At 71.2% G+C, this 26,644-nt stretch carries 26 protein-coding genes and 1 pseudogene; 16 read left to right on the top strand and 11 right to left on the bottom strand.

The window, feature by feature from the left end:
- Positions 1-72: 72 nt before the first annotated feature.
- Positions 73-804, top strand: coding sequence for a hypothetical protein (locus RC1_RS10800; protein WP_041785306.1), 732 nt, complete (start codon positions 73-75; stop codon positions 802-804).
- Here the strand turns inward: RC1_RS10800 and RC1_RS10795 are convergent.
- The 3 genes from RC1_RS10795 to RC1_RS10785 all read right to left on the bottom strand — a co-directional run bounded on the left by RC1_RS10795 (position 726) and on the right by RC1_RS10785 (position 3,199).
- Positions 726-1,244, bottom strand: coding sequence for a DinB family protein (locus RC1_RS10795; protein ID WP_012567423.1), 519 nt, complete (start codon positions 1,242-1,244; stop codon positions 726-728). The two genes, RC1_RS10800 and RC1_RS10795, sit on opposite strands and share 79 nt — an antisense overlap.
- A 129-nt stretch (positions 1,245-1,373) precedes the next feature.
- The gene (locus RC1_RS10790; protein ID WP_012567422.1) at positions 1,374-2,417 is read right to left on the bottom strand and encodes a glycosyltransferase family 4 protein; all 1,044 of its coding nucleotides are present in this window, start codon (positions 2,415-2,417) and stop codon (positions 1,374-1,376) included.
- Positions 2,414-3,199 carry a UDP-2,3-diacylglucosamine diphosphatase gene (locus RC1_RS10785; RefSeq protein ID WP_012567421.1) on the bottom strand — a complete coding sequence of 262 codons (786 nt, stop codon included), beginning with the start codon at positions 3,197-3,199 and terminating at the stop codon, positions 2,414-2,416. Before RC1_RS10785 ends, RC1_RS10790 begins: the two co-directional genes overlap by 4 nt.
- Before the next feature lie 204 nt (positions 3,200-3,403).
- On the opposite strand from RC1_RS10785, the gene RC1_RS10780 reads away from it, so the two are divergent.
- Entirely contained in the window at positions 3,404-4,354 is a 951-nt protein-coding gene (locus tag RC1_RS10780) for a diacylglycerol/lipid kinase family protein (protein ID WP_012567420.1), read from the top strand.
- A gap of 25 nt (positions 4,355-4,379) precedes the next feature.
- Here RC1_RS10780 and map read toward each other — a convergent pair whose 3' ends face one another.
- Positions 4,380-5,192, bottom strand: a complete 813-nt coding sequence (gene map, locus RC1_RS10775; protein WP_012567419.1) for a type I methionyl aminopeptidase — start codon at positions 5,190-5,192, stop codon at positions 4,380-4,382.
- 312 nt (positions 5,193-5,504) lie between these two features.
- Here map and RC1_RS10770 point away from each other — a divergent pair, with 312 nt between their 5' ends.
- The gene (locus RC1_RS10770; protein WP_012567418.1) at positions 5,505-6,965 is read left to right on the top strand and encodes a lipopolysaccharide biosynthesis protein; all 1,461 of its coding nucleotides are present in this window, start codon (positions 5,505-5,507) and stop codon (positions 6,963-6,965) included.
- 66 nt (positions 6,966-7,031) lie between these two features.
- On the opposite strand, the gene RC1_RS10765 is transcribed toward RC1_RS10770, so the two are convergent.
- The gene (locus RC1_RS10765; RefSeq protein ID WP_012567417.1) at positions 7,032-7,373 is read right to left on the bottom strand and encodes a hypothetical protein; all 342 of its coding nucleotides are present in this window, start codon (positions 7,371-7,373) and stop codon (positions 7,032-7,034) included.
- A 304-nt stretch (positions 7,374-7,677) separates the two neighbouring features.
- Here RC1_RS10765 and RC1_RS10760 point away from each other — a divergent pair, with 304 nt between their 5' ends.
- The 6 genes from RC1_RS10760 to RC1_RS10735 all read left to right on the top strand — a co-directional run bounded on the left by RC1_RS10760 (position 7,678) and on the right by RC1_RS10735 (position 13,810).
- On the top strand, positions 7,678-8,238 hold the full coding sequence (locus tag RC1_RS10760; protein ID WP_012567416.1) for a F0F1 ATP synthase subunit delta: 561 nt from the start codon (positions 7,678-7,680) through the stop codon (positions 8,236-8,238).
- Positions 8,238-9,767 carry a F0F1 ATP synthase subunit alpha gene (atpA, locus tag RC1_RS10755; RefSeq protein ID WP_012567415.1) on the top strand — a complete coding sequence of 510 codons (1,530 nt, stop codon included), beginning with the start codon at positions 8,238-8,240 and terminating at the stop codon, positions 9,765-9,767. The genes RC1_RS10760 and atpA overlap by 1 nt, the downstream gene beginning before the upstream one ends.
- Before the next feature lie 50 nt (positions 9,768-9,817).
- Entirely contained in the window at positions 9,818-10,705 is an 888-nt protein-coding gene (locus tag RC1_RS10750; protein WP_012567414.1) for a F0F1 ATP synthase subunit gamma, read from the top strand.
- 76 nt (positions 10,706-10,781) lie between these two features.
- A complete protein-coding gene (atpD, locus tag RC1_RS10745; protein WP_012567413.1) occupies positions 10,782-12,236 on the top strand; it encodes a F0F1 ATP synthase subunit beta in 1,455 nt (484 codons plus the stop codon).
- Between the two features lie 78 nt (positions 12,237-12,314).
- On the top strand, positions 12,315-12,755 hold the full coding sequence (atpC, locus tag RC1_RS10740; RefSeq protein ID WP_012567412.1) for an ATP synthase F1 subunit epsilon: 441 nt from the start codon (positions 12,315-12,317) through the stop codon (positions 12,753-12,755).
- Between the two features lie 239 nt (positions 12,756-12,994).
- The gene (locus RC1_RS10735; RefSeq protein WP_012567411.1) at positions 12,995-13,810 is read left to right on the top strand and encodes a ferritin-like domain-containing protein; all 816 of its coding nucleotides are present in this window, start codon (positions 12,995-12,997) and stop codon (positions 13,808-13,810) included.
- A 33-nt stretch (positions 13,811-13,843) separates the two neighbouring features.
- Here RC1_RS10735 and RC1_RS10730 read toward each other — a convergent pair whose 3' ends face one another.
- Both RC1_RS10730 and nudC read right to left on the bottom strand, forming a co-directional pair.
- On the bottom strand, positions 13,844-14,146 hold the full coding sequence (locus RC1_RS10730; RefSeq protein WP_012567410.1) for a DUF1289 domain-containing protein: 303 nt from the start codon (positions 14,144-14,146) through the stop codon (positions 13,844-13,846).
- A 101-nt stretch (positions 14,147-14,247) separates the two neighbouring features.
- Positions 14,248-15,168 (bottom strand): NAD(+) diphosphatase, encoded by a 921-nt coding sequence (gene nudC / locus RC1_RS10725; protein ID WP_012567409.1) that lies wholly within the window; start codon positions 15,166-15,168, stop codon positions 14,248-14,250.
- 240 nt (positions 15,169-15,408) lie between these two features.
- Here nudC and RC1_RS10720 point away from each other — a divergent pair, with 240 nt between their 5' ends.
- On the top strand, positions 15,409-17,205 hold the full coding sequence (locus tag RC1_RS10720) for a potassium/proton antiporter (protein ID WP_012567408.1): 1,797 nt from the start codon (positions 15,409-15,411) through the stop codon (positions 17,203-17,205).
- Here the strand turns inward: RC1_RS10720 and pip are convergent.
- Both pip and RC1_RS22630 read right to left on the bottom strand, forming a co-directional pair.
- Positions 17,189-18,139 (bottom strand): prolyl aminopeptidase, encoded by a 951-nt coding sequence (pip, locus tag RC1_RS10715; protein WP_012567407.1) that lies wholly within the window; start codon positions 18,137-18,139, stop codon positions 17,189-17,191. The genes RC1_RS10720 and pip overlap by 17 nt on opposite strands.
- A 166-nt stretch (positions 18,140-18,305) precedes the next feature.
- Positions 18,306-18,860, bottom strand: a pseudogene (locus RC1_RS22630) (TetR/AcrR family transcriptional regulator); the annotation flags it as partial.
- A 177-nt stretch (positions 18,861-19,037) separates the two neighbouring features.
- Between RC1_RS22630 and RC1_RS10710 the strand changes: the two are divergent.
- The 4 genes from RC1_RS10710 to RC1_RS21765 all read left to right on the top strand — a co-directional run bounded on the left by RC1_RS10710 (position 19,038) and on the right by RC1_RS21765 (position 21,005).
- Positions 19,038-19,661, top strand: coding sequence for an NnrU family protein (locus RC1_RS10710; protein ID WP_012567405.1), 624 nt, complete (start codon positions 19,038-19,040; stop codon positions 19,659-19,661).
- A gap of 3 nt (positions 19,662-19,664) precedes the next feature.
- Positions 19,665-20,129, top strand: a complete 465-nt coding sequence (locus tag RC1_RS10705) for a group III truncated hemoglobin (RefSeq protein ID WP_012567404.1) — start codon at positions 19,665-19,667, stop codon at positions 20,127-20,129.
- Positions 20,130-20,241: 112 nt separating this feature from the next.
- A complete protein-coding gene (locus RC1_RS10700; protein ID WP_012567403.1) occupies positions 20,242-20,682 on the top strand; it encodes a hypothetical protein in 441 nt (146 codons plus the stop codon).
- A gap of 164 nt (positions 20,683-20,846) precedes the next feature.
- Positions 20,847-21,005 carry a hypothetical protein gene (locus RC1_RS21765; RefSeq protein WP_012567402.1) on the top strand — a complete coding sequence of 53 codons (159 nt, stop codon included), beginning with the start codon at positions 20,847-20,849 and terminating at the stop codon, positions 21,003-21,005.
- Positions 21,006-21,122: 117 nt separating this feature from the next.
- Here RC1_RS21765 and RC1_RS10695 read toward each other — a convergent pair whose 3' ends face one another.
- Positions 21,123-21,605 carry a hypothetical protein gene (locus RC1_RS10695; RefSeq protein ID WP_234703770.1) on the bottom strand — a complete coding sequence of 161 codons (483 nt, stop codon included), beginning with the start codon at positions 21,603-21,605 and terminating at the stop codon, positions 21,123-21,125.
- A gap of 401 nt (positions 21,606-22,006) precedes the next feature.
- On the opposite strand from RC1_RS10695, the gene RC1_RS10690 reads away from it, so the two are divergent.
- Together RC1_RS10690 and RC1_RS10685 are read left to right on the top strand one after the other, a co-directional pair.
- Complete coding sequence (locus RC1_RS10690) at positions 22,007-23,551, top strand: M48 family metalloprotease (protein WP_234703769.1); 1,545 nt, start codon at positions 22,007-22,009, stop codon at positions 23,549-23,551.
- Between the two features lie 46 nt (positions 23,552-23,597).
- On the top strand, positions 23,598-25,592 hold the full coding sequence (locus RC1_RS10685) for an adenylate/guanylate cyclase domain-containing protein (protein WP_012567398.1): 1,995 nt from the start codon (positions 23,598-23,600) through the stop codon (positions 25,590-25,592).
- A 153-nt stretch (positions 25,593-25,745) separates the two neighbouring features.
- Here the strand turns inward: RC1_RS10685 and RC1_RS10680 are convergent, their stop codons facing one another.
- The gene (locus tag RC1_RS10680) at positions 25,746-26,633 is read right to left on the bottom strand and encodes an RNA polymerase factor sigma-32 (RefSeq protein ID WP_012567397.1); all 888 of its coding nucleotides are present in this window, start codon (positions 26,631-26,633) and stop codon (positions 25,746-25,748) included.
- Positions 26,634-26,644: the final 11 nt, after the last annotated feature.

The following is a 26,644-nucleotide window of genomic DNA, read 5'->3' as shown; positions in this document are numbered from 1 at the left end:
CGATCGGCGTTCACCGTGCCCTGGATCGGTGGTCCACTGTCCCCCTGCGACGCCAGCACGGGAGGGAGCCGCATGGGCCTGATCGTCAATCCGCGGGGCACCGCCGGGTCGGGCAAGACCGAGATCGTCCGCCGTGTCCTCGCCGCCTATGACTGGCAGGGGCCGGGCCGGGCCGAACCGCTGTTCCGCCCCGGCCGGACACGGCCCTTCGCCTACCGGCTGGCACACCCGGCCGGCGGCCGGCCGCTCGTGGTGCTGGGCCAGTACGGGGGGACCTGCGGCGGCTGCGACACCATCCCGGCCCGCGACGGCGGACTGCCGGCGGCCCTGTTGCTGGCGGCGGAGCGGGCCACGGCCGGGGACGACGTGCTGCTGGAGGGGCTGGCGCTGAGCGCGGACGGACGGCTCAGTGCCGCGCTGGCGGCGCGGCATCCGCTGCATGTGCTGCGGCTCGACACCCCGCCCGACCGCTGCGTGCAGAATCTCCTGTCCCGTCGCCGCGCCGGGAGCGGGGCCGGCGGGGCGCTGGCGGCAAGGCTGGCGGCGAAGGTCGAGGCGGAGCGGGCAGCCCTGCTGCGCGCCTGCGAGGCGCTGCGGTCCCGGGCGACGGTGGAGGCGCTGCCGTTCGATGTGGCCCTGGACCGGGCACTGGTCCTGCTGGGGGTGGCTCCCTGGCGGGCCAGCGCCTCCCGCGCGGGCGTAACGGCCGGCGGCGGGGGAGGGGATCAGTCGAGCGGGGGCAGCAGGAACAGGTCGGTGTCGCCGGGGTCCTGCCCCGCCTGGGTCAGCAGGACATGGACCTGACCGCGGTGGTGGGTCTGGTGGTTGAACATATGGGCCAGCAGGAAGCCCCGCGGCGCCGCCATCTCCCGACCGGCGGCACCGCTGTACCAGCGCTGTTCCCCCGCCAGCCAGTCGGCCTCCAGCCGTCCGGCCCAGTCGCACAGGGCCTCGTCGGCCGCCGCGCGGGCCTGTGTGAGCGCGGCGAAGTCGTCATGCAGCCCGCCGCTCTGCTTCAGGGGCTGGGTCGGCTTCTCCCAGCCGTCGAAACGCGACATCCACATCCGGTCGCCCCAGAGCAGATGGCTGAGGGTGCCGTGGATCGAGCCCCAGAAGGCGCCGCGGTCGCGCCGCCGCTCCGCCTCGCCCAGCCGCCCGGCGGCGGCGTAGATGCGGCGGTTCATCTCCGCATTGTAGGCGGCCATGGTGCGGACATAGGCCGGCGTGATCATGGCGGCGGGCATGGCGGGCCTCTCCCGGAGAATGGGGGTTCCCTCCAGCCTGCGCCGGCCCCCCAGGCCGGGTCAACCGGCCCGGAGAAAGGGCCTGCCGGGTCAACCGGCCCGGAAAGAAGCCCGGCCGGGCTTCTCCGCTCAGGCCGCGCGCACTTCCTCGGTCAGCGGGCGCAGGTTGTTGACGAACTGCTGCGCCGAGGCCTGCCAGGAATAGTGCATGGCGAAGTCGCGGCAGCGCACCGGGTCGATCTCCAGCGCGGCCAGCGCCGCCCGGCCCAGATCGGCGTCCAGCACGCCGACCCGGTCCGGCCCCTCGGCCGCGGGACCCAGCACGTCCACCGGGCCGGCCACCGGATAGGCCGCCACCGGCAGGCCGCTGGCCAGCGCCTCCAGCAGCACCAGCCCGAAGGTGTCGGTGCGCGAGGGGAAGACGAAGACGTCCGCCGCCGCATAGTGCCGGGCCAGATCCTCGCCATGCTGCGCCCCGGCGAAGTGGACCTTGGGGTAGCGCGCCTGCAACTCGGCCCGCTGCGGCCCGTCGCCGACCACGACCTTGCTGCCGGGCAGGTCCAGCTTCAGGAACGCCTCGATGTTCTTTTCCACTGCCACGCGGCCGACATAGAGGAAGACCGGGCGCGGCAGGTCCAGCAGGGCCGCTCCCCGCACCTCCGGCCGCGGCCGGAACAGCTCCGTGTCCACGCCGCGGGTCCAGCGCCGGATGTTGCGGAAGCCGCGCGCCCGCAGGTCCTGCTCGATGGAGGGGGTGGCGACCATCACGGAATGCGCCGGGGCATGGAACCGGCGCACGATGGCGTAGGTCAGCGCCAGCGGGATCGGCGCCCGGTCGCGGACATATTCGGGGAAGCGGGTGTGGTAGGCGGTGGTGAAGGGGATGCGGTAGCGCAGGCAGAAGCGCCGCGCGGCGAAGCCCAGCGGCCCTTCCGTGGCGATATGGATCGCGTCGGGGCGCGCCTCCTCGATCATCCGCGCCAGCCGGCGGCCCGGCCGGATCGCCACCCGGATCTCGGGATAGGTGGGCAGCGGCAGGGTGCGGAAGCGGTCGGGGGCGATCACCTCCACGGTGTGCCCCATCTTCTCCAGCTCGGTCCGGGTCGTCGCCAGGGTCCGCACCACACCGTTGACCTGCGGAAACCAGGCATCGGTGACGATCAGGATCTTCACGCCGCGACCTTCATCGCCGCCCGCGCCCGGATAGCCTCGGCCCAGTTGATGATTTCGAGCTTTCCGTTCTCGTGCTCCACCAAGGCGGTGCATGACTCGACCCAGTCCCCGTCGTTGCAGTAGAGCACCCCGTCCATGTCCCGCATCTCGGCATGGTGGATGTGGCCGCAGATCACCCCGTCCACCTGCCGGCGACGGGCCTCGTCGGCCAGCGCCTTCTCGAAGTCCCCGATGAACTCGACCGCCTTCTTGGTCCGGTGCTTCAGGTAGGCGCTGATGGACCAGTACGGGAACCCGAGCTTCCGCCGGACCCAGTTGAAGCCCGTGTTGATGCCCAGGAGCAGGACGTAGGCAGTGTCCCCCACATGCGCAAGCCACTTGGCGTAGCGCACCACCGCGTCGAACTGGTCGCCGTGGATCACCAGCAGGCGGCGGCCGTCGGCGGTGACATGGACCGTGTCCTCCTGGATCGCCACGCCGCCGAACTGGAGCCCGATGAACTCCCGGAACGCCTCGTCATGGTTGCCCGGGATCAGGAAGACCTTCGCCCCCTTGCGGGCCCGGCGCAGGATCTTCTGCACCACGTCGTTGTGGCTCTGCGGCCAGTACCAGGATTTGCGCAGGCGCCAGCCGTCCACGATGTCGCCGACCAGGTACAGGTACTCGGACTCGTTGTGGCGCAGGAAATCCAGAAGGAAGTCGGCCTGACACCCGCGGGTGCCCAGATGGATGTCCGACAGCCAGATGCTCCGGTACTGTCTGGCGGTCTCCTCGGCCTGCATGGCGCGGCTCCCTTTGCAGATGGTCCGTGACCAGGGATGGAACGGCTGGTGCTTGTAAAGTTGACGGCGGTATACATCTAGATATATCCGAAGACAAAGGCTTGATTCGTGTTGTCACATTCCTCTTGCAGATTTCTTCAAGCCTTCATGATGATGACTTTGGTATTTCATTTATTTTTCACATTACCGTAACATGGAGTCGTGGTGACCGTCGTTGTTCCCTCCTTGCCGGGCCTGCCCCCTACCCTGCCGGGGGCCGGCCGGCGCCTGCTGCTGATCCACAATCCGACCGCCGGGTTCCGCCGCCCCGGATTCCTGCGCCGGACCGTCCAGGCCCTGCGCGACTCCGGCTGCCGGCTGGAGCTGCGGGAGACCGCCGCCCGCGGCGACGCCGAACGCTTCGCCCGGGAGGCGGCGGACGTGGACGCCGTGGTCGCCGCGGGCGGGGACGGCACCGTCAACGAGGTGGTGAACGGCCTGGGGGCGCGGCCGGCGCCACTGCCGTTGGGGGTGATCCCCCTGGGCACGGCCAACGTGCTGGCCGGGGAGCTGGGCCTGCCGGAGCGGCCGGCGGCGCTGGCGGCGCTTCTGGCGACGGGGCCGGTGCGGCTGATCCATCCGGGCCGCGCCGGCGGCCGCTTTTTCACCATGATGGCCGGTGCCGGGCTGGATGCGGCGGTGGTGGAGCGGGTGAACCCCCGGCTCAAGCGGCTGACCGGCAAGGGTGCCTATGTGGTGGAGACGCTCGGGCAGCTTCTGGCCGGGCCGCGGCCGGTCTACACCGTGACGGTTGAGGATGCCGCAGGCGGGGTGGAGCGGGTCCGGGCCGCCTCCTGCATCGTCGCCAAGGGGCACTTCTACGGCGGCCGGTTCGTGCTGGCCCCCCAGGCCGATCTGGAGCGGCCGCAGCTCCACGCCTGCCTGTTCGAATGCGGCGGCCGGGCGGCGGCGCTCGCCTATTCGGCCGGGATGGTGCTGGGGTTGCTGGAGCGCCTGCCCGGCTTCCGGGTCCTGCCGGCCGTGCGCGTGGGCATCGACGGCCCGGCCGGGGAGCCGGTGCAGGGCGACGGCGACGTGATCGCCCGTCTGCCGGTGGAGATCGCGCTGGCCCCGTCCGGCCTGCCGGTGATCGCACCGCCGCCGCCCGCCCGCTGACGGGGGGCTGCGGCGGCGTAGGGGATCAGGCCGGCTCGCCGTCCAGTCCCGCGGGGGAGCGGGTGAAGACCTCCACCCCCGTCTCGGTCACGCCCACCATGTGCTCGAACTGGGCGGAGAGGGACCGGTCGCGGGTCACGGTCGTCCACTTGTCGGCCATCACCTTCACGGCCGCACCGCCGGCGTTCACCATCGGCTCGATGGTGAAGACCATGCCCGGTTCCAGCAGCACGCCGGTGCCCGGGCGGCCGAAGTTCAGCACCTCCGGCGCATCGTGGAAGACGCGGCCGATGCCGTGGCCGCAGAAGTCGCGCACGACGGTGAAACCCTCGGCGCGGGCCGCGGCTTCGATGGCGTGGCCGACATCGCCCATGCGCGCGCCGGGGCGCACCGCCTCGATTCCCGCCCACATCGCCCGCCAGGCCGTGCGGGTCAGCCGCCGTGCCAGCGGCGAGGGCTCGCCGACGAAGTAGGTGCGGCTGCTGTCCCCGAACCAGCCGTCCAGGATCGGGGAGAGATCGACATTGACGATATCGCCCTCGACCAGCCGCTTGTCCTCCGACGGTACGCCGTGGGTGACGACATGGTTGATGGAGATGCAGCTCGCATGGCGGTAGCCGTGATAGCCCAGGGTGGCGGGCACCGCCCCGCGCTCCCGCATCCAGGCTTCGCACTGGCGGTCCAGCTCGGCGGTGCTGATGCCCGGACGGATCAGGCCGGCGACATGGTCCAGCGCCTCCGCGGCCAGACGCCCGGCGCGGCGCAGCGCGGGCCAGTCCTCGGCCCCGTAGAGGGTGATCGGCCGGCCATGCTGGTCGGTCTGGCGCGACTGACGCATCTGTCTCTCTCCCGCGCCTGATCCGGCAGGGGCAGGGGCCGCAGCGGTGCAGGCGACAGAATGATGGGGTGAACATGCCGCCATCGACCGGCCGATGCAATCCGGGAGTCACCGGCCGGGAGTCACCGGGGGTGCCTCCCGCTGTCCGCGTGCCTGTTCTTCCGCGCGCCTGCTCTTCGGGGCTAGCCGGACCGCGCCGTGCCGGCCGGGGACCGCCGGGCGTTATACGCCGTCCGTTCCCGCAGCCGTGCGATCCGCCATGACCGAACCCCTTCCGTCCGTCCGCGGCCTCCCGATCCCCGGGGGCGTCCGATGAGCGGCAGCCGCCTTGCCGCCGCGCGCGGCGTCGTCTGGGTCGTGCTGGAGAGCGGCGGTGTCTCGCTGCTGTCGCTGGCGACGCTCCTGGTGCTGGCCCGGCTGATCGGCCCGGCCGAGTTCGGGCTGGCCGGCCTCGCCCTCTCCATCGTCCAGGTGCTGTACCTGGTGGCGGAGATGCTGTTCCACGACGCCCTGGTGCAGCGGCGCGATCTGGACGACCGCCATGCCGACAGCGCGCTCTGGGCCAGCCTCCTGCTCGGTGCCGGCATGGCCGCCGGCTGCTGGTTCCTGGCGCCGGCGGCGGAGCGGCTGTTCGAGGCGCCGGGGCTGGCGCCGGTGCTGGCCTGGATGGGGCTGAGCCTCGTCTTCGGCGGCGCCAACGGGGTGATGACGGCCCTGCTGCGGCGTGACCTGCGCTTCAAGCGCGTGGCGGCGCGCTCCCTCTTCGGCCGGCTGGCCGGGGCAGCGGCCGGGCTGGCCCTGGCGCTCTGGGGATTCGGCGTCTGGGCGCTGGTGGCGCAGCAGATCGCCATGGCGGCCGCGGCCACGCTGGCGCTCTGGATCGACCCGCCACGGCGACCGCGGCTGGTCCTCTCCCTGCGCCATCTGCGCGAGCTGCTGGGCTTCGCGCTGCCGGCCTTCGTGGCGTCGTTCCTCTGGCAGGCGAACCTGCGCCTGTTCGTGCTGATCGTCGGCTACCTGCTGGGTCCGGCGGCGGTCGGTTACCTGACCGTCGCCATGCGGCTGGTGGATACGGCCCGGATGATCCTGGGCAGTGCCCTGCACCAGTTGGCGCTGCCCCTGTTCTCCCGCCGCCAGGATGACCGCGAGGCGCTGTCCCGCGGCTTCCGGCAGGCGACGGAGCTGACGGCGCTCGTCACCCAGCCGCTGTTCGCCGGCCTGTTCGCGCTGGCGCCGGAGGTGGTGGCGCTGGTCCTGGGGCCGGGCTGGGATCCGGCGGTGCCGCTGGTCCGCATCCTCTGCATCGTCGCCATGGCGCAGCTCGTGCGGCAGTTCGGCAATGCGGCGCTGACGGCGGTGGGCCGGCCGCGCTGGCTGGCGGTGCAGAACGCGATCGGCCTCGCGGTCAGCGTCGCGCTGCTGGTGGCTTTCGGAGAGGCGGGGGTGGTCGTCGCGGCGGCGGTCTGGGCGGCCCGCTTCGTCGCCGTGCTGCCGCTGAACGCCTGGATGGTACGGGTCGGCGCGGGGGTGCGCTGGCGCGACCAGTTCGGCCCGGCCGCCCTGCCGGTGGCGGGGGCCTGCCTGATGGCGGCCCTGCTGCTGGCGGCCCGCCTCTGGCTGGTGCCGCACTGGCCGGCGCTGCCGGCACTGGCCCTGCTGGTGCCGGCCGGCGCCCTGTTCTATCTGGCGCTGGTGCTGCTGATCGATCGCGGCCCGCTGGCGCGGCTGGCCGCCTTCGCCGCCGCTGCCCTGGGCCGCCCGGCCAAGGCCTGAGGCCGGGTGCCATCGTCAGACGTCAGGCACCGTCAGACGTCAGGTACCGCCAGACGGCAGGCACCGTCAGGCGATGGTGCTGGCGTCCTCGGGCTGGCGCTGCGGGCTGCGCGGCAGCCGGCCCTTCCAGACGGACAGGCACTCCCCGGCGCTGTCGCCGCTGCCGATCTCGTACCAGCCGCGGCGGTCATTGAAGAGCAGCCGGTAGCCGCCCCGACGGTCCCGCTCGAAGCGGAACACGGGCCGGTCCAGATTCGGGAAGTGGACGACCAGCCGGTCGAAGTCGGGACCGGAGCTGCGGGTCACGGACTCCCAGAGACCCCGGTCCAGCTTGGGCAGGGCCACCGAGTTCCATTCCGCCAGATCGGCGGGGGTGAAGCGGGCGAGGGAGAAGGGCACGACGGTCATGGATGCTGCGGTGCGCTCATGGGTCAGCGGAGGTCTCCCCGACACCCCCCTCCGGACAGTCGGGGTGGCGTGCGGCCGGAACCCGGCACACGCAAGAGGAAGACTGCGCGCCGAGGGGTTAAGACCCACTTAAGCCGCCTGCACCCGTGTCGCGGCGGCAGCGTGTCCTGTTGCAGTTGCACCGCATTCTTCGCTGTGTTATGTGCTCGCTCGCCCGACGTCAGGGGGGTATCCTCCTGGCTCGCCCGCTTATTGCTAAAGCCCTGAAATTCTTCAGGTCTGACGGACTAGCCGAGGTTACCAGGTGGCAACCGAAGGGACAGGCGTATCCGGACTTGCGGCGCGCTACGCGACCGCTCTGTTCGAACTGGCCGACGAGAACAAGGCTCTGGACCAGACGGCCCAGGACCTCGCTCTGCTGAAGCAGCTGATGGCCGAAAGTGCGGATCTCCGCCGTGTCGTGCGTAGTCCGCTGCTTTCCAGGTCCGACCAGGCCCGCGCGATGGATGCGGTGCTGGCACAGGTGGACGTGTCCGGGCTGGTGCGCCAGTTCGTGGGCCTTGTGGCCCGGAACCGGCGCCTCTTCGCCCTTTCCGGCATGATCGACGGCTTTCTGGCCGAGCTGGCCCGGCGCCGCGGCGAGCAGACGGCCCGTGTGGTCGCCGCCCGCCCGCTGTCGCAGGAGCAGCTTGACGCCCTCACCGACGCGCTGCGTCGGGCGCTGGGCTCCAAGGTCTCCGTCGATCTCCGGGTGGACCCGTCGCTGATCGGCGGAATGGTCGTCAAGGTCGGCTCGCGCATGATCGACAGTTCCGTGCGCACGAAGCTGACCAAGCTGAAACTCGCCATGAAAGGGGTTGGATAATGGAAATCCGCGCGGCTGAGATTTCCGCGATCCTGAAGCAGCAGATCGCGAACTTCGGCACCGAAGCCGACGTTGCCGAGGTCGGCACGGTGCTGTCGGTCGGCGACGGTGTCGCGCGCGTCTACGGCCTCGACAACGTCAAGGCCGGCGAGATGGTCGAATTCCCCGGCGGGGTGAAGGGCATGGCCCTGAACCTTGAGACCGACAATGTCGGCGTGGTGATCTTCGGCGACGACCGCGACATCAAGGAAGGCGACACCGTCAAGCGGACCGGCGCCATCGTCGAGGTCCCCGTCGGCCGCGGCCTGCTCGGCCGCGTGGTGGACGGCCTGGGCAACCCGATCGACGGCAAGGGCCCCATCCAGGGTGCCGAGATGCGCCGCGTCGAGGTGAAGGCCCCGGGCATCATTCCGCGCAAGTCCGTGCACGAGCCGATGCAGACCGGCATCAAGGCGATCGACGCCCTGGTGCCGATCGGGCGCGGCCAGCGCGAGCTGATCATCGGTGACCGCCAGACCGGCAAGACCGCCGTTGCGATCGACACCTTCATCAACCAGAAGACGATCAACGCCGGCGACGACGAGTCGAAGAAGCTCTACTGCATCTACGTGGCCGTCGGCCAGAAGCGCTCCACGGTCGCCCAGATCGTGAAGACGCTGGAGGAGACGGGCGCGATGGAATACTCCATCGTCGTCGCCGCCACCGCGTCCGAGCCGGCGCCCCTGCAGTTCCTGGCGCCCTACACGGGCTGCGCCATGGGCGAGTTCTTCCGCGACAACGGCATGCATGCCGTGATCGTGTACGACGATCTCTCCAAGCAGGCCGTCGCCTACCGCCAGATGTCGCTGCTGCTGCGCCGTCCGCCGGGCCGCGAAGCCTATCCGGGCGACGTGTTCTACCTGCACTCGCGCCTGCTGGAGCGGGCCGCGAAGATGAACGATGACAAGGGGGCGGGGTCGCTGACCGCGCTGCCGGTGATCGAGACGCAGGCCGGCGACGTGTCGGCCTACATCCCGACCAACGTCATCTCCATCACCGACGGCCAGATCTTCCTGGAGACCGGCCTGTTCTACCGGGGCATCCGCCCCGCCATCAATGTCGGCCTGTCGGTCAGCCGCGTCGGCTCCGCCGCCCAGATCAAGGCGATGAAGCAGGTCGCGGGCAGCATCAAGCTGGAGCTGGCCCAGTTCCGCGAGATGGCGGCCTTCGCCCAGTTCGCGTCCGATCTCGACGCCACGACCCAGCGCCTGCTGAACCGCGGCGCCCGGCTGACCGAGCTGCTGAAGCAGCCGCAGTTCAGCCCGATGGCGGTCGAGGAGCAGGTGGTCAGCATCTATGCCGGCGTGAAGGGCTACCTCGACAAGGTCAAGGTCGAGGACGTCAACCGCTACGAGGCGCACCTGCTGGATGTCATGCGCGACAACGGCGCCGACATCCTCGCCGCGATCCGGACGGACAAGCAGATCACCAAGGACACCGAGGAGAAGCTGAAGGCCTTCCTCGAGAACTTCGGCAGGACCTTCGTCTGATCCGCCCCCGCCAGGGTTGAGTTCGGGGCCAAGAACCACAAAGGGCCGGCATGCCTAGCCTCAAGGACATCCGAAACCGGATCGGAAGCGTGAAATCCACGCAGAAGATCACCTCCGCGATGAAGATGGTCGCGGCCAGCAAGCTGCGCCGCGCCCAGGAGCAGGCCGAGGCCGGCCGGCCCTTCGCCGACCGCATGGCCCGGATGCTGGCCTCCCTGGCCGCCAACGTCTCCGGCGCCACCGGCGGTCCCCGCCTGATGACGGGGACCGGCTCGGATCAGGTCCACCTGCTGGTGGTCGTGACCTCCGACCGCGGTCTCTGCGGTGGCTTCAACAGCACCATCGTCCGCGAGGCGCGGCGCACCATCAAGCGCCTCACGGGTGAGGGCAGGACGGTCAAGCTCCTCTGCGTCGGCCGCAAGGGCCGCGATCTGCTGCGGCGCGAGTACGCCGGGATGATCGTCCACTCCTTCGAGGATGTCGGCCGCCGCCGGCTCTCCTTTGCCGACGCGGACAGGATCACGGCCAAGGTGCTGGAGCTGTTCGAGGCCGGCGAGTTCGACGTCGCCACGGTCATCTACAACAAGTTCCGCTCGGCCATCACCCAGGTGGTGACGGCCCAGCAGGTCATCCCGTTCGCCCCTGCCGTCGCCACCGAACCGGCGGAGACGGCCGAGGCGAAGCCGCTCTACGAGTTCGAGCCGAACGAGGAGAAGATCCTCGCCGAGCTGCTGCCGCGGAACCTGGCCGTCCAGGTCTACTCGGCACTGCTGGAGAGTGCCGCGAGCGAGCAGGGCGCGCGGATGACCGCCATGGACAACGCCACGCGCAACGCGGGCGACATGATCAAGAAGCTCACGCTGGTCTACAACCGGACGCGCCAGGCCTCGATCACCAAGGAACTGATCGAGATCATCTCCGGCGCCGAGGCCGTCTGATCCCGGCGCAGGCACGCACGCAACACCGACACGACGTCACGGTTACTCGACGCAAGGTTCCGAGGGAGTTCACCCCATGGTCGCTATCGCCACCCAGCCGAGCAATACCGCCGGTCGCATCACCCAGGTGCTGGGCGCCGTCGTGGACGTCCAGTTCGACGGCGACCTGCCGCCGATCCTGAACGCCCTCCGCACCACCAACGAGGGCAAGCCCCTGGTGCTGGAGGTGGCGCAGCATCTCGGCGAGAACACGGTGCGCTGCATCGCCATGGACACGACCGACGGGCTGACCCGCGGCCAGGACGTGGTGGACACCGGCGCCCCGATCTCCATGCCGGTCGGTCCGGCCACGCTGGGCCGCATCCTGAACGTGACCGGCGAGCCGATCGACGAGCGCGGTCCGGTGAAGGCCGAGAAGACCTACCCGATCCACCGCTCCGCCCCGGAGTTCATCGAGCAGTCCACCGAGGCGCAGATCCTCGTCACCGGCATCAAGGTCATCGACCTGCTGGCCCCGTACCTGAAGGGCGGCAAGATCGGCCTGTTCGGTGGTGCCGGCGTCGGCAAGACCGTGACCATCCAGGAGCTGATCAACAACATCGCCAAGGCGCACGGCGGCGTGTCGGTCTTCGCGGGCGTGGGCGAGCGGACCCGTGAGGGCAACGACCTCTACCACGAGATGATCGACTCCGGCGTCATCAAGCTGAACGAGAGCGGCGACACCGCCGGCTCCAAGGTGGCCCTGGTCTACGGCCAGATGAACGAGCCGCCGGGGGCCCGCGCCCGCGTCGGCCTGTCCGGCCTGACCATCGCGGAATATTTCCGCGACGAGGAAGGCCAGGACGTGCTGTTCTTCGTGGACAACATCTTCCGCTTCACCCAGGCCGGCGCCGAGGTGTCGGCGCTGCTCGGCCGCATCCCCTCCGCGGTGGGCTATCAGCCGACCCTGTCCACGGACATGGGCGCCCTGCAGGAGCGCATCACCTCCACGAAGAAGGGCTCGATCACCTCGGTGCAGGCCGTGTACGTGCCCGCCGACGACCTGACCGACCCGGCCCCGGCGACCTCCTTCGCGCATCTGGACGCGACGACGGTGCTGAACCGCGCCATCGCCGAACAGGCGATCTTCCCGGCGGTGGACCCGCTCGACTCGACCAGCCGCGCGCTCGACCCGCGCATCGTCGGCGAGGAGCACTACAAGGTCGCCCGCGACGTCCAGAAGGTGCTGCAGCAGTACAAGTCGCTGCAGGACATCATCGCCATCCTGGGCATGGACGAGCTGTCGGAAGAGGACAAGCTGATCGTGGCCCGCGCCCGCAAGATCCAGCGCTTCCTCTCGCAGCCCTTCCACGTCGCCGAGGTGTTCACCGGCTCCCCGGGCGTGTTCGTGCCGATCGAGGACACCATCCGCAGCTTCAAGGGCATCGTGGCCGGCGAGTACGACCACCTGCCGGAGGCGGCCTTCTACATGGTCGGCACCATCGAGGACGCCGTCGCCAAGGCCCGCAAGATGGCCGCCGAGGCGGCGTGATCAGAGGACGGACGGCCGGTGCCGGCGGGCACACGCCCCCGGCCCCGGGCTTCTGAAATCTGACATCGGGAGGTCATGATGGCCGACAAGCTCGAGTTCGAACTGGTGTCCCCGGAGAAGCTGCTGGTTTCGCAGCCGGTGGCGATGGTGGTGGTGCCGGGGGCCGACGGTCTGTTCGGCGTGCTGCCGGGACACGCGCCGATGATCGTCACCGTGCGTCCGGGCATCATCGACGTCTACGGCGACAACCAGACCACCGTCAGCCGCCGCATCTTCGTGGCCGGCGGCTTCGCCGAGGTGACGGACACCCGTTGCACCGTGCTGGCGGAGGAAGCCTCCGACCTGGACGCGCTGCTGAAGTCCGATACCGCGGCGCTGGAAAAACAGATCAGCGATCTGCGCGAGGATATCGAGGACGCGACCTCCGACGTCGAGCGCCGCGCCCTGGAGACCCGGCTCGTGACGACCCAGGCGAAGCTGGACCTGATCGCCTCCCAGCAGGACGCCGAAGCGGCCTGACACCGGCCAGCGGCTCCCTCCCTCCGGGGGAGGGGCCGCAGCCCGTTCCCCCGCCCGATCGGGCTGCGGCATGGTCGGCCGCCGGGGGGGGGCCTGCCGGGTCGGCTGTTGCATAGCCCGGCGGACGTGCCAATCTTCAGCGGTGCCGCGGCGGTTGCGGGTCGCTCGCAAGCCGCCGCGCGATGGTCATACGATCCTGGCGCCCGGCGCCGGGCCCAACGAGGAGACGGCGCGTTCCGATGGCGTACAGGCACTGGACGATCGACGAACTGCCCTGGGACCGGCTGGACCCCTCCAAGGTCGATCCGGCCATGCTGAAGGTGGCCAAGGCGGCGGCCCTCGTCGAATATAACGGGCACATCTACGCCGACTATCTCTGCAACATCTTCGCTGACGATCCGGAGTTCCAGGAGGTCGCGCGCGCCTGGGCGGTGGAAGAGGTGCAGCACGGTGAGGCGCTGGGCCGCTGGGCCGAGGCCGTGGACCCCGCCTGGAGCTTCCAGGACGCGGTGCAGCGGTTCCGCGACGGCTACCGGATCGACACCGATGCCACCACGTCGGCCCGCGGCTCCCGCTCGGGCGAACTGGTCGCCCGCTGCATCGTCGAGACCGGCACCTCCAGCTACTACACGGCGCTGGGCGACAGCACCGACGAGCCGGTGTTCAAGCTGATCTGCAAGCACATCGCCGCGGACGAGCTGCGCCACTACAAGCTGTTCTATGATTACCTGAAGCGCTATCTGGAGCGCGAGCGGCTGAACCGCTTCCAGCGCCTGTGGATCGCCCTGTCCCGGATCAACGAGACCGAGGACGACGAGCTGGCCTACGCCTATTACGCGGCGAACCACTGGCAGCAGCCCTACGACCGGGCCGTCAACACCCGGGAATACATGCTGCACGCCTACAGCTACTACCGGCCCCAGCACCTGGACCGGATGGTCGCCATGGTGTTCAAGGCCAGCGGGCTGAAGCCGCAGGGGATGCTGCACGACCTTGCCGCGCGGGTCGCCTTCAAGCGGATGCGCCGTCGCGCCGGCCTGCCCGCCCTGGCCTGATCCGCGGGGCTGCCGTTCAGGCGGGCCTGGACGTCAGGCCGCGACGGCCGTCTGCCGGGCGCGCTCGCTGCGCGCCTCCGCCAGCTTGCGCTCCAGCCTGGCGATCCGGCGGTCCAGCTTCTTCAGCCGTTTGCGCTCCTTGCCGCGTCTGCCGGCGCTGTCCTTGCCCGCCGGGTGCAGGGCGACCAGCGGGCGGATGCGCTCCAGCACGGCGCTGCGCTCCGCCTCCCCCAGACGTTTCCAGCCCTTCACTTCCGCCTTGTCGCGGAAGCAGCCCAGGCACATGCCCCGGGCATCGAACTTGCAGAGCTTCACGCAGGGGTTCTCGACCTTCACGGCACAGTCTCCCGATGCGGCGGATACCCGACTCCGCTACCGCAACTGAGACTGACTTGCAAGAGTGCGGGAGGAGAGCCTGCCGCGGGTCGCCGTAGGGATCAGCCCGCGCCGTCCAGCCAGTCATCGATCAGGCGGCGGGCGATGGCGTCACGGGGCGGCAGGCGGAAGCCGTCGCTGCCGCGGTTGGCCTTGATCCAGTCGCGCTCGAACCAGGCCACGTCCTCCATCTCCTCCGGGTCGGTGGTGATGGCGGAACTGGTCGCCCGCGCCGTGAAGCCCAGCATGAGCTGCCCCGGAAAGGGCCAGGGCTGCGAGGAATGGTAGCGCACATCCGTGATGTGGACGCCGGCTTCCTCCCAGCTCTCCCGCGCCACCGCTTCCTCCGCGCCCTCGCCGGGTTCCACGAAGCCGGCGAGGCAGGAATAGAAGCCGGGCGGAAACTTCGGCTGCCGGCCCAGGATGCAGCGGTCGCCGTCGGTGATCAGCATGATGACCACGGGATCGGTGCGCGGGAAATGGTGGGTGGCGCAGGCAGGATCCGTGCAGTGCCGGGCATGGCCGCCGTCGGCCACGATGGTGGCGCTGCCGCAGACGCCGCAGAAGCGGTGCCGCCCGTGCCAGAGCAGCAGCCCGCGGGCATAGGCGAACAGGCTGCCGGCCCGCTCTCCGATCAGCGGCGACAGGGTGCGCAGATCGACGAAGGCGCCGAGTCCGCCCAGCCGGGGGTGCGCGGCCGGGTCCTCCAGCGGCGACAGGTCCACGGCGAAACAGGCGGTCTCCCCCTCCAGCCCCAGGAACACCGGCTCCGCTGCGGCGATCTCCCGCCACCAGCTCTCCGCCGGGTCCAGCCAGACCGGCTGCGGCGCCTCGCGCGGGCCGTCCACCAGATGCTTGCCGCGCCAGACGGGCACCAGCCGCGTGCCGGCGGCGGCGAGGCGGCCGGCCAGCCATGCCGCATCCCGCCGCTTCACCGCGGCACGGTCGAGGCTGCTGCCGGCATAGAAGTTCACGATGCTCATGGTGCGTCAGTCGTGACACGGGCCGGCGTGGAAGGGAAGCACCGCGTCCCGGGCGCATGGATGCGCCGTTCTCCGGTCCCGGATTTCGACCCGTCCGGGTGGTTTCGAGCATCCGGGAGGGTTGTTCCGTGGCGATCAAATCACATATGTGTTCACCGGGACGCGGTTTAATCCCGTTCCGCCAGCCCGATCCCCCGACTGCCGCCGGACCCTGTCCGGCCCGACCGATTCGGAGATGCCGTGGAGGCCGTCAACGACCTGATCCTGCTGGCCGGCGTGCTGCTTCTCCTCGCCATCGTGGCGGGGCTGGTTTCTTCGCGTGTCGGCGCACCGCTGCTGCTGGTCTTCCTGGGACTGGGCATGCTGGCGGGCGAGGACGGTCCGGGCGGAATCCCCTTCGGCGACTATCAGGTCGCCTATCTGGTCGGCAGCGTGGCGCTGGCCGTGATCCTGTTCGACGGCGGCCTGCGCACCCGGCGGGAGACGTTCCGGCAGGCGCGCTGGCCGGCCCTGGTCCTGGCGACCGTCGGCGTGCTGCTGACGGCGGCCGCGACCGGCGCGGCCGCGGTCTGGTTCCTGGGGACGGGCTGGGAGGAGGGGCTGCTGATCGGGGCCATCGTCGGCTCCACCGACGCGGCGGCCGTCTTCTTCCTGCTGAACACCCACGGGCTGGGGCTGCGGCCCCGGCTCAGCGCCACGCTGGAGGTGGAGTCCGGCCTCAACGACCCGATGGCGATCTTCCTGACGCTGCTGGGCATCCAGCTCGTCACGGCCACCGCTCCCCTGTCGCCCTGGGTCTTCGCCCACGATTTCGCCCTGCAACTGATGGGCGGGGTGGCGCTGGGGATCGTGGCCGGGCACGCGCTGGCCTGGGCGGTCAACCGGATCCAGGCGGCGGACGGGCTCTATCCGATCCTGGCCCTGTCGGGGGCCCTGTTCATCTTCGGCGTGGCGCAGTGGCTGGGATCCTCCGGCTTCATGGCGGTCTTTGTCACGGGCTTCGTGCTGGGCAACCGCCGGCACCGGGCAGACCTGCTGATCCGGCGCTTCCACGACGGGCTGGCCTGGCTGGCGCAGATCGCCCTGTTCGTCATGCTGGGCCTGCTGGTCACGCCGTCGGCCCTGGAGCCGCTGGCCCTGCCGGGGCTGATGATCGCGCTGGTGCTGGTGCTGCTGGCGCGGCCTCTGGCGGTCGCCCTCTGCCTGCTGCCCTTCCGCTTCGCCTGGAACGAGATCGCCTTCGTCGGCTGGGTCGGCCTGCGCGGCGCGGTGCCCATCGTGCTGGGCACCATCCCCGTGCTGGCAGGGGTGGAGGGGGCGCAGGCCTATTTCGGCATCGCCTTCGTCGTCGTGCTGGTCTCCCTGGTGGTGCAGGGCTGGACCATCGGTCCGGCGGCCCGGCTGTTGCGGGTGGAGGTGCCGCCCGATCCGGCGCCGCCGCCGCGCATCGACATCGACCTGCCCATGGGGGAGGAGCAGCTCGCCATGTTCACCGCGGCACCGGACAGCGAGGCCGTGTCGCGCGGGCTGGGCCGGCTGGTCATTCCGGAGTCGGTGCGGGTGCTCGCCATGCTGCGCGAGGGGCGCCCCGTCCCCCCGGAGGAGGTGCGCGCCCTGCAGCCCGGCGACTCCATCCTGGTGCTGGGGGAGGCACGGGCTCTGGCCGTGCTCGACCGCCTGTTCGGTCAGCGCCGCGCCCCCGGCCGCAGGAGGGGGGCCGCCATCGGCGATTTCCAGGTGCAGGGAATGACCCCGGCGGCGACCGTCGGCCGGCTCTACGCCATCGAGGCGGCCACGCAGGCCGAGGGCAGCATCGCCGCCTTCCTGGAGACGGTGCTGGGCCGCCGGCCGTCGCCGGGTGACCGGGTGCGGGCAGGATCGGTGGACCTGATCGTCTGCGCCATGGAGGGGGAGAGCGTCACCACGGTCGGTATCGACCTGACTCCGGTGGAGCGCCCCTGGTGGCGGCTGCGGGCGGGGCTGCGCCGCCCGCGCTCCCCGCAGCAGCCCGTGCGCGACCTCACACCAGCGTCCTGAACCGCTCCGTCGCGTTGACCAGCGCCGCCCGGATGCCCGGCTCCATGGCGCTGTGTCCGGCATCGGGCACGACCACGTAGTCGGCTTCCGGCCAGGCCCGGTGCAGCGCGTCGGCGGTGCGGATGGGGCAGACGATGTCGTAGCGCCCCTGCACGATCACCGCCGGCAGATGCCGCAGGCGGGCCACCCCGTCCAGCAGCCGCGTCTCCGGCGTCAGCCGGTTGTTGCGGAAATAATGTGCCTCGATCCGGGCGAGGCCGAGGGCATGGTTGTCCTCACCCGAGGCCGAAACCAGTTCCGGGCTGGGCAGCAGCGTGGAACAGGCGCCTTCGTACACGCTCCAGGCGCGTGCCGCGGGCATGTGGATCTGCGGGTCCGGGTCGGTCAGCCGGCGCCAGTAGGCTTCCAGCAGGTCGCCCCTCTCCGCCTCCGGGATATGGCCGACGAAGGCGGACCACGCCTCGGGGAAGACCGTTCCCATCTGGTAGAGGAACCAGTCGATCTCCTGGCGCTGCATCAGGAAGATGCCGCGCAGGATCAGGCCCAGCAGCCGGGCCGGATGGGTCTGGCCGTAGGCCAGCGCCAGGGTGGAACCCCAGGAACCGCCGAACACCAGCCAGCGTGGGATGCCGAGATGCTCGCGCAGGGCCTCGATGTCCCCGATCAGGGAGTCCAGGTCGTTCTCCCGCACCTCGCCCAGGGGGGAGGAGCGGCCGGCGCCGCGCTGGTCGAAGATGACGATGCGGTAGAAGGCCGGGTCGAAGAACCGCCGGTGCGTGGGTGAAGCGCCCGCCCCGGGACCCCCGTGCAGGAACACCACCGGCACCCCGGTCGGGTTGCCGCACTGCTCCCAGTAGAGGGTGTGGAGGTCGCTGACCCTGAGGCGTCCGGTCTGGTAGGGCTCGATGGGAGGGAATAGCTCGCCGCGCGGCATGGTCTCGTCCGCTGAGTGCCATTGGGCGATGAGCATAGGAGGCGGAAGGGGGGTGCGTAAACCCGATTCGCCGCTTCCGCACCCGCCGGCTGCGGGTCGGCGTCCCTCCCGTCAGGCCACGGGGCCAGGCGCGCAGGGGCCAGGTTCCGCGATGGCGTGCAGGTTCCGCGGGTGCCGCCCCGGTGCGGGCCTGCACCGCCATGCCCTGCTGCACGGCGGCCACGTAGCGGGCCAGCGCCGCCGTGTCCGTGCCGGGGGGCAGCTCTCCCTCCGCCGCCGCGCGGTCCAGCCGCTCGCGGATCGCCAGCTCGGTGGCGGCGCGGTGGCGGGCGGCATCGGCCTCGGCCGGGGCGGCCCCGTCGGAACAGCCCAGCGCGCCGTGGACCAGCAGGCAGCCGGCCGGCTGCCCGGGGGCGGCCAGCCTGTCGGCGGAGCCGTGCAGCAGGGCGGCGACCGCCTCCCGCGCCGTGGGGGCGGCGGCCAGCGCGGCCGTGACGCAGGCCCCCGGCCCCTGCCGGTAGCGTTCCAGCACCCGGCGGAACAGCGCCTGCTTGTCGCCGAAGGCGGCATAGAGGCTGGGACGGTTGATCCCCATGGCGGCCGTCAGCTCGGCCAGCGACGCGCCCTCGTAGCCCTTGGCCCAGAACACCTCCAGCGCCCGGTCCAGGGCGGCCTCCGGGTCGAAGGCGCGCGGCCGTCCCCGGGTCCGTTCCCCTGTCATGCACGCTCTCCTCACGCTTCTGCACGGGTAGATAAAGGGCCGGACCCGGGTCTTCAACGGCCCCTCCGGCCCCGGGGCGGGGCGTCCGCCCTTCCCGTGCAGGGGCGCCATGCGACGGCAGGGCTTCCCATCGGTTGCATACGGGAATAGGACTCCTGCCGACCGACGGAGCACGGCATGGGTGGACTGATCCTGGCGACGTCCCTGATGGCGGCCACGCATCTGGCCCCGGCCCTGCCGGGCCTGCGCGACGGATTGCGGCGCCGGCTGGGGGCCGGCCTCTACGGTGCGCTGCACGGGACCCTGTCCCTGCTCGCCCTGGCCCTGCTGGTGCTGGTCTGGCGGCAGACGGACCCGGTGCCGTCACCGCTGGACGGCGGAGCGGCGGCGAAGACCCTGGCGGCCTGGCTGATGCCGCTGGCCCTGTTCCTGGTGGTGGCGCGGCTGACCACGCGGCGGGCGGACGGCCCGCATGGCATCTACACGATGACGGCGACCCCGGGTAGCCTGGGCGTGATGCTGTGGTCGCTGCTGCATCTGGGCGCTGCCTCGGACGGCCGGGCCGCGGTGGTGTTCGCCGGTTTCGCCCTGATCGCGGCGGTGTCGCTCTGGCGCAACCTGCGCGACGCGCCGCCCGCCGTCCGGGCCGTCGGCTGGATGCCCTTCGCCGGCGCCGGCCCGGTGGACTGGCGCGGTATCGGCCTCTGGCGGATGGCCGCGGCGCTGCTGAGCTGGGGGCTCCTGCTGTGGGCGCACCCTTTCATTCTGGGGCCGGATCCGGCCGCCTATCTGGGACCCTGAACCTTGGACGGACACGTAGAGACCAGCAGGACCCCGGAAGTCGCCGAGGCGGGGAGCGCGCCCGCCGGGCGGCCGCCCCGCTTCGCCGGGATCGACGAACAGAGCATCGGCATCCTGGTGGACGTCTTCTATCTGCGCGCCCGCCATGACCCCGTGCTGGGGCCGGTGTTCATCCGCGCCCTCGGCGACGACGACGCGGTGTGGACCGCGCATCTGGCCCGGGTGCGCGCCTTCTGGTCCAGCGTCCTGCTGGCCAGCGGCCGCTATCTCGGCCGGCCGATGCAGGTGCATGCCGAACTGCCCGGTGTCGGTGCCGCGCATTTCCGGCAGTGGCTCGACCTGTTCGTGGCGACGGCGGAGGAACTGTTCGAGCCCGGCCCCGCCGCCCAGTTCGCCGCCCGGGCCGGCCGCATGGCGGCGGCGTTGCAGCAGGGCATCGTCGTCGCCAGGGGAACCCTGCCGCCGTGACCGACCTCGTCCGTTCCGGCATTTGACGGCGACCCTGCGCCCGTGCTCTTGATGGTGTGCGGCATCGTGCCGCCCTGACCGCTTCTCCCGACGATACCGCTCCGCTGACAGCGTGACGACCCGACCTTCCGTTCCCGTCCTGCCGCCCGCCGGGCCGCAGCCGCAGCTCCGCCCCGACCGGCCCCTGCCGGGCCGCTGGGTCGCGGGTCTGGTCGCGCTGCTGTTCGCCCTGTTCGGGGGCTGGGCGGACGGGGCGGGAGGCGCGGCAGGGGCATCCCGCGCCGGCCAGAAGCTGCTGTCGGACGCGCTGCGCCCGGCCGGCGGTGCTGCCGCCACCCTGGCGACGCCGGAAGCGGAAATCCCGCCGGCGCTGCCGTCCTCGGGGAGCGGCGATGCCCCCGCTGCCACCGTCCCGTCTTCTGCCGTCCTGCCGCTGCCGCCGCGGGCGGGAGCGGTCGCCGTCCTGCCGGCCACGGTTCCGGCCCGGTCCCTGCGCACCGGGCCGCGGCAGCCGACCGGGCCGCCCCCCGTCCGACCGGGCCCGTCTGTCTGACCGGGCCTGTCCGGGCCGATCCCGTCTGACCGGGTCCGGCCGGGCCGATCCCCACCGATCATCCGCCCAGGCACGCCGGTCCTCCGACCGGCAGCGCCCGGGTCCGTGTGCCGGCCCGCCGGGGAAGGCGGGGCGCCGGCACCCGTTCGACGGAGTTTCCGACCATGAAGCGCATGTTCCTCGTCTACGCCGCCCTGATGCTGGCCGGCCTCGCCCTCTCGCTCGTCGAGGGGCGCTGGGGCGGCCTTGTGCTGCTGCTGGCCCTGCTGAGCTGGTTCCTGCACGGCGTCTTCGCCAACACCGGCGAGGAGGGGCGGCTGTAGCCCGGCGCGGGGCCGGCCGGCCCCGGACGCACGGAAACCGGGGCCGGCTGGGCCGGTCCCGGTTCCATCGGATTGGCTGGAAGGGAAGGGAGACCTTCGCGGCCGTCCGTCCGCCCCTCAGCGGGCGGCGATGGTGATCGTCAGGGTGTCGGCATAGTCGCCGGCGATGTACTGGGCCGACGCCGGGATCGTCACATTGACGGACGACACCTTGTTGAACTGGGCCTGGTTGCGGATGACCTCCAGCGTGCCGGAGTTGCCCGACTGGCCGTCATACTGCGTGGCGTAGCTGATCGGCGTGGTGCCCGCGGCGCCGGAGACCAGCTTGCCCGCATTGGCCGAGGCGACGGAGATCTTGTAGCCGTTGCCGCGGTTGCAGTTCTCGGTGACCGTGCCGACCTGCTTGTTCGACTCGCCGCCGGTCAGGTTCAGCGGCTGGTTCAGGTCCGTCACGGCGATCGTGCAGTTCACGGCCACGGTGCCGCGGAGCTGGATCGTACCGGAAGCCTGCTGGGCGGACGCGCCGGTGGTGAAGGCGGCAGCGGTGGCGACCAGGGCGGTGGCGGCGAGGGCGAGGCGGGCGAAGGTCTTCATGGTCATCTCCATTCGGTTCTGGGCGGGCCTCTTGGCCTCGTTTCCGTCTGACCATCACTTCGCAAAGCCGGTGCCAGGACGGGGGTGGTCCGGCGCCGGGATTCTCTTTTCAAGAATTCCAAGGAGTTGAGGCCGGGCGCCTGAAACGGCCGGGATGCCGGGCGGGCAGTGGCTGCGCAAGGCATTGCCATATGCAATACTCCGTTCGGGCTTCCCGCATTGGTGCGGTGCGCAAGGCATTGCATGGTGCAAATCCCTGGGCTTACCCGACCGGAAGTCTTGTGCGGCGGGCCCGTTCCGCGGAGAGTCTCCCGGGGATCAGGCCATCGCCCGCGGAACCGTCCCGGGACCCCGGCGTTAGCCCAGCATTCCGCCGCAGCCCGGAATTCCGCCGCACCAGGGGCGCCATGACACCCATTGCCGCCATGCCTGCCGCCACGCCCGCCGCCACTTCCGCTGCCGCGACTGTCGCCGGAACCGCTGGGAAGAGAAGGGCGGGGCGCGCCCGGATCGCCGGCCTGCTGACAGCACTGCTGCTGCTCGCGGGCTGCGCCGTCAATCCGGCCACCGGGCAGCGCCAGTTCACCGGCCTGCTCTCCCCCGACCAGGAGCGCCAGCTCGGCGCCGAGCAGCATCCGCAGATCCTGGCCGAGATGGGCGGCGCCTACGAGGACACGTCGGTCCAGGCCTATGTCGAGGGGCTGGGCCAGCGGCTGGCCGCCAGCACCGGGCTGCCGGGCACGCGCTACACCTTCACCGTGCTGGACAGCGAGGTGGTGAACGCCTTCGCCCTGCCGGGCGGCTATGTCTATGTCACCCGGGGGCTGATGGCGCTGGCGAACAACGAGGCGCAGCTTGCCGGCGTGCTGGGGCACGAGATCGGCCATGTCACTGCCCGCCACACGGCCGAGCGTTACAGCCAGGGAACGCTGGCCCAGGTGGGCGCTGTCCTGGCCGGGGCGCTGGGCGGGCAGCAGCTCGGGCAGGCGGCCGCGGCCGGGGCGCAGCTCGTCATGGCCGGCTGGAGCCGCGACCAGGAGCTGGAGGCGGACGGGCTGGGCATCCGCTACATGGCGGCGACCGGATATGACCCGCTGGAGATGGCCGCCTTCCTGGACGCCATGGGCGCCCATGCGCGGCTGGAGGCGACACTGGCCGGCCGGCCGGGGGCCGCGGACAGCTTCAGCTATCTCCAGACCCACCCGCCCACGGGCCAGCGGGTGGAGCGCGCGACCGAAGCCGCCGGATCCCGTCCGCCCGCAGGCTGGACGACGGACCGCGACGCCTATCTGCGCCGGATCGACGGTATCGTCTACGGCGACAGCCCGAAGAACGGTGTCGTGCGCGGCCGGGTCTTCCTGCACCCCGCCCTGGGCTTCCGCTTCGAGGTGCCGGAGGGATTCCGGCTGCTGAACGGCCAGACCCAGGTCACCGCCGTCGGCCCGGACCAGCGCTCCCTGATCACCTTCGACGGTGCGCCGGCGCAGGGGGCACCGGACCCGGCCGCCTATCTGACCGGCGTATGGGCGCCGCGGGTGCCGCTTTCGGGGCTGGAGAGCCTCAGCATCGACGGCCGCCCGGCGGCCACGGCCGTGGCCCGGGCGGACACCGATGCCGGGCCGGTGGACGTGCGCTTCGTCGCCCTCCGCTTCGATCCCCGGACCTACTACCGCTTCCTCTTCGTCTCCGCCCCGGACGCCACCGCGCGCCTGTCGGCAGACTACCGGCGCACGGCCTACAGCTTCCGTGCCCTGGGGGCCGACGAACGGGCGCAGATCAGGCCACGCCGACTCCGGGTGGTGACGGTGGCGCCGGGCCAGACGGTGGCGGACTTCGTCCGCAGGATGCCCGACATCGACCATGCGGAGGAACGGTTCCGGGTCCTCAACAATCTGCCCGCCGGGGCACCGTTGCAGCCGGGTCAACTGGTCAAGATCGTCACGGAGGGGTGACAGCTTCGCCGTTGCCGCCGGCGGGCAGGACGATTACCGTCCGGGCATGATCCGATGGCGCCGACAGGATGCGGCTGATCCGGCCTGCCCGACCGGGTGGAAGCGAAAGCGTTTCCACCTGTCGATCGCGGCTGTTCTGACGCTGGGGTTCGGGACCCTGATGCTGCTGGCGGTCGCCAGCGTGCTGGCCATCGGCATCACCACCTCCAGCCGGAACACCTTCGCGCTTCTGCTGGACAAGTCCGAACTGGCCATGGGCGGGTTGCAGGCCTGGGTCCGTGCCCAGATGGAACCGGCCCGCTGGCAGGCGGAATATCTGGCCGCCATGATCGGGCGCGGCGAGGTCGATCCGAAGGATCACGGCCGCATGCGCGACGTGCTGCGCTCGGCCCTCGCCGCCGCGCCGCAGATCACGGGGGTGGGATTCCTCGATCCCCGCGGCCTCTGGCTGACCGCGAAGCGGGAGGCGGACGGCTCGACCTCCTTCGGTGTCTATCCCGACCCCAGCTATGGCCGGGAAGTGTCGGAAATCAGCCCGGAACAGGGCACGGCCTGGATGGACCCGGAATGGGTGCCCGACCTGAAGGTCAGCTTCCTCAGCGTGCGGGTGCCCGTGCGCCGCGACGGCAAGGTCATCGGGCTGGTGGCCACAGGCGTCAGCTTCCAGGATCTGTCCCGCTTCCTGGCCGACATGGGGATAGCGACGGGCCAGCGGGCCTTCATCCTCTATGACGATTCCTATGTTCTTGCGCATCCGTCACTGACCGGGCGCAGCGCCGATTTCACGCTCGCCACCGCCAAGGGACTGCCGCCGCTGCCGCGGCTGGAGGATCTGGCGGACCCCGTGGCCCGGGCCATCTGGTACGATGTCGATCCCGCCGGAGTCGCTACCGGCCGCGGCGAGCTGAAGGCCGGTGCCCATGTCGAAACCCGGATCGACCGGGGAACCCAGGGCCGGGATCTGGAAATCCGCGAAAGCCGCGTGGACGATGTGCGCTATGTCTATCTTCTGCGCCGGATCACCGCGTTCGGGGTGAAGCCCTGGACCCTGGCCATCGCCTTCCGCGCCGACGACGTGGATCAGGAGTTGCAGCGGCTGGCGCGGATGAGCCTGGGCGGATTCGCCATCCTGATCGTCTCGGTCGTGCTGGCGCTCCTGCTGGGCCGGGCCATCAGCCGGCAGATCAAGCGTCTGGCCGGCGCCGCCGTGGCCCTGCGGGACCTGGAGTTCCGCGCCGTGCCGACCCTGCCCGACAGCCGGTTCCGCGAGATCTCCGACGCGGCCCAGGCCTTCAATACCATGGTCGCCGGCCTGCGCTGGTTCGAGACCTACGTGCCCAAGGCCCTGGTGCTGCGCCTGATCCGCCGCGGCGACGGCCATGAGGGCGTCATCTCCGAGGAGCGCGAGGTGACGGTGATGTTCACCGACATCAAGGGCTTCTCCACCATCGCCGAGACCATGTCGCCGCAGCAGACGGCGGCGCTGCTGAACGCCCACTTCACCCGCATCGCCGCCTGCATCGAGGCGGAGGGCGGCACCGTGGACAAGTTCATCGGCGATGCCGTCATGGCCTTCTGGGGGGCGCCGGAGGAACAGCCCGACCATGCCGTCCGGGCCCTGCGCGCCGCCCGCGCCATCGCCCTGGCCATGGCGGAGGAGGCGGCCGAGGCCCGCACCCTCGGGCGGCCGCCGGTCTGCCTGCGCATCGGCATCCATTCCGGGCGGGTCGTGGTGGGCAACATCGGCGCCGAAAGCCGGATCAACTACACCATCGTCGGCGATACGGTGAACACCGCGGCCCGGCTGGAGGCGCTGGGCGACGGGCTGATCGCGGGCTGCGACTGCGTCGTCCTGGCCAGCGACGAGACGGTCCGGGCCGCCGGCGACTCGGGCGTGCCGTTGCGCGAACTGGGGCGCTTCTCCCTGCGCGGCCGGGCCGGCTCCGTCAAGGTCTGGGCCCTGGCCGAAGACGCCCCGGCGCAGGGCGCTTCCGGGGACATTGGCCCGGCATCTCCGGCAGGGCTCAAGACCACCGGCTGAGCGCACGGTCGATCTGCCGGCGAAGCGTCTCTGTCGGTGGAGAGGTCTTCCAGGCCGGCATGTGGGGCCAGCGGATCGCTCCCCGGCCGGGCAGCCCGGTCCGGGACGCGGGGACACGTCCGGTTCCGGACGGTCCCCGGAGCGGAGGGCGGATCAGGCCTCCAGCAGCAGGTCCTGGCAGTCCTCGACCCGCCGGATCATGGAGGCGCGGAGCTTCATCAGGGCGCGGTGCTCCAACTGGCGCACCCGTTCCTTGCTGACGCCCAGGACCCGGCCCAGCTCCTCCAGCGTGGCGCCGTCGTCGCGCAGCCGGCGCTGGGCGATGATGGTGCGCTCCCGCGGGCTCAGTTCGCCCAGCGCCTCCGCCAGCCAGCGGGAGCGCATGCGGCCGTCGCGCATGCCGATCACCACGTCCTCGGGCGAGGGGCGCTGGTCGGACAGGAAGTCCTGCCATTCGTCGTCACCGCCCTCGGCCACCGGGCTGTTCAGCGACTGGTCGGCGGCGGCAAGGCGCATCTCCATCGACTCGACGTCGCTCTCATCCACGTTCAGCTCCTCCGCGATGCGGCGGCGGCCGTCGGGGGAGAGGGCGCTTGCCGAGGGCGAGTCCTCGATCTTGGCGCGCAGGCGGCGGAGGTTGAAGAACAGGGCTTTCTGGGCCGCCGTCGTGCCGGTGCGGACGATCGACCAGTTGCGCAGGATGTAGTCCTGCATGGCCGACCGGATCCACCACGCGGCGTAGGTGGAGAAGCGCACCTCGCGGTCCGGCTCGAAGCGGGCGGCGGCCTGCATCAGGCCGACATTGCCTTCCTGCACCAGATCGCCCATCGGCAACCCGTAATTCCGGAAGCGGGCGGCGGTGGCGACGACCAGGCGGGTGTAGCTGCGCACCAGCTCGTGCAGGGCCGCCTCGTCGCCGCGCTCACGCCAGCGCTTGGCGAGGTCGAACTCATGATCGCGGGAGAGCAGCGGCTCCTTCATCGAGGCCTTGATGAAGGTGAGGTTGGCCCGCTGGGTTTCCGGGTCGTCGATGTGCGCCATGGCTCCGCTCT

Source organism: Rhodospirillum centenum SW (assembly GCF_000016185.1).
GTDB classification, from domain to species: Bacteria; Pseudomonadota; Alphaproteobacteria; order Azospirillales; family Azospirillaceae; genus Rhodocista; species Rhodocista centena.
This window is presented reverse-complemented; position numbering and strand designations above follow the sequence as displayed.

What these genes read in the sequence shown, in the direction of transcription:
- RC1_RS10690 (WP_234703769.1), top strand. Translation starts at nt 22,007, where the DNA reads ATGACACCCATTGCCGCCATGCCTGCCGCCACGCCCGCCGCCACTTCC.
- RC1_RS10800 (WP_041785306.1), top strand. Translation starts at nt 73, where the DNA reads ATGGGCCTGATCGTCAATCCGCGGGGCACCGCCGGGTCGGGCAAGACC.
- RC1_RS10750 (WP_012567414.1), top strand. Translation starts at nt 9,818, where the DNA reads ATGCCTAGCCTCAAGGACATCCGAAACCGGATCGGAAGCGTGAAATCC.
- RC1_RS10765 (WP_012567417.1), bottom strand. Translation starts at nt 7,373, where the DNA reads ATGACCGTCGTGCCCTTCTCCCTCGCCCGCTTCACCCCCGCCGATCTG.
- atpC (WP_012567412.1), top strand. Translation starts at nt 12,315, where the DNA reads ATGGCCGACAAGCTCGAGTTCGAACTGGTGTCCCCGGAGAAGCTGCTG.
- atpD (WP_012567413.1), top strand. Translation starts at nt 10,782, where the DNA reads ATGGTCGCTATCGCCACCCAGCCGAGCAATACCGCCGGTCGCATCACC.
- RC1_RS10680 (WP_012567397.1), bottom strand. Translation starts at nt 26,633, where the DNA reads ATGGCGCACATCGACGACCCGGAAACCCAGCGGGCCAACCTCACCTTC.
- RC1_RS10770 (WP_012567418.1), top strand. Translation starts at nt 5,505, where the DNA reads ATGAGCGGCAGCCGCCTTGCCGCCGCGCGCGGCGTCGTCTGGGTCGTG.
- RC1_RS10695 (WP_234703770.1), bottom strand. Translation starts at nt 21,605, where the DNA reads ATGACCATGAAGACCTTCGCCCGCCTCGCCCTCGCCGCCACCGCCCTG.
- RC1_RS10785 (WP_012567421.1), bottom strand. Translation starts at nt 3,199, where the DNA reads ATGCAGGCCGAGGAGACCGCCAGACAGTACCGGAGCATCTGGCTGTCG.
- RC1_RS10735 (WP_012567411.1), top strand. Translation starts at nt 12,995, where the DNA reads ATGGCGTACAGGCACTGGACGATCGACGAACTGCCCTGGGACCGGCTG.
- RC1_RS10685 (WP_012567398.1), top strand. Translation starts at nt 23,598, where the DNA reads ATGATCCGATGGCGCCGACAGGATGCGGCTGATCCGGCCTGCCCGACC.
- RC1_RS10710 (WP_012567405.1), top strand. Translation starts at nt 19,038, where the DNA reads ATGGGTGGACTGATCCTGGCGACGTCCCTGATGGCGGCCACGCATCTG.
- RC1_RS21765 (WP_012567402.1), top strand. Translation starts at nt 20,847, where the DNA reads ATGAAGCGCATGTTCCTCGTCTACGCCGCCCTGATGCTGGCCGGCCTC.
- RC1_RS10795 (WP_012567423.1), bottom strand. Translation starts at nt 1,244, where the DNA reads ATGCCCGCCGCCATGATCACGCCGGCCTATGTCCGCACCATGGCCGCC.
- atpA (WP_012567415.1), top strand. Translation starts at nt 8,238, where the DNA reads ATGGAAATCCGCGCGGCTGAGATTTCCGCGATCCTGAAGCAGCAGATC.
- nudC (WP_012567409.1), bottom strand. Translation starts at nt 15,168, where the DNA reads ATGAGCATCGTGAACTTCTATGCCGGCAGCAGCCTCGACCGTGCCGCG.
- map (WP_012567419.1), bottom strand. Translation starts at nt 5,192, where the DNA reads ATGCGTCAGTCGCGCCAGACCGACCAGCATGGCCGGCCGATCACCCTC.
- pip (WP_012567407.1), bottom strand. Translation starts at nt 18,139, where the DNA reads ATGCCGCGCGGCGAGCTATTCCCTCCCATCGAGCCCTACCAGACCGGA.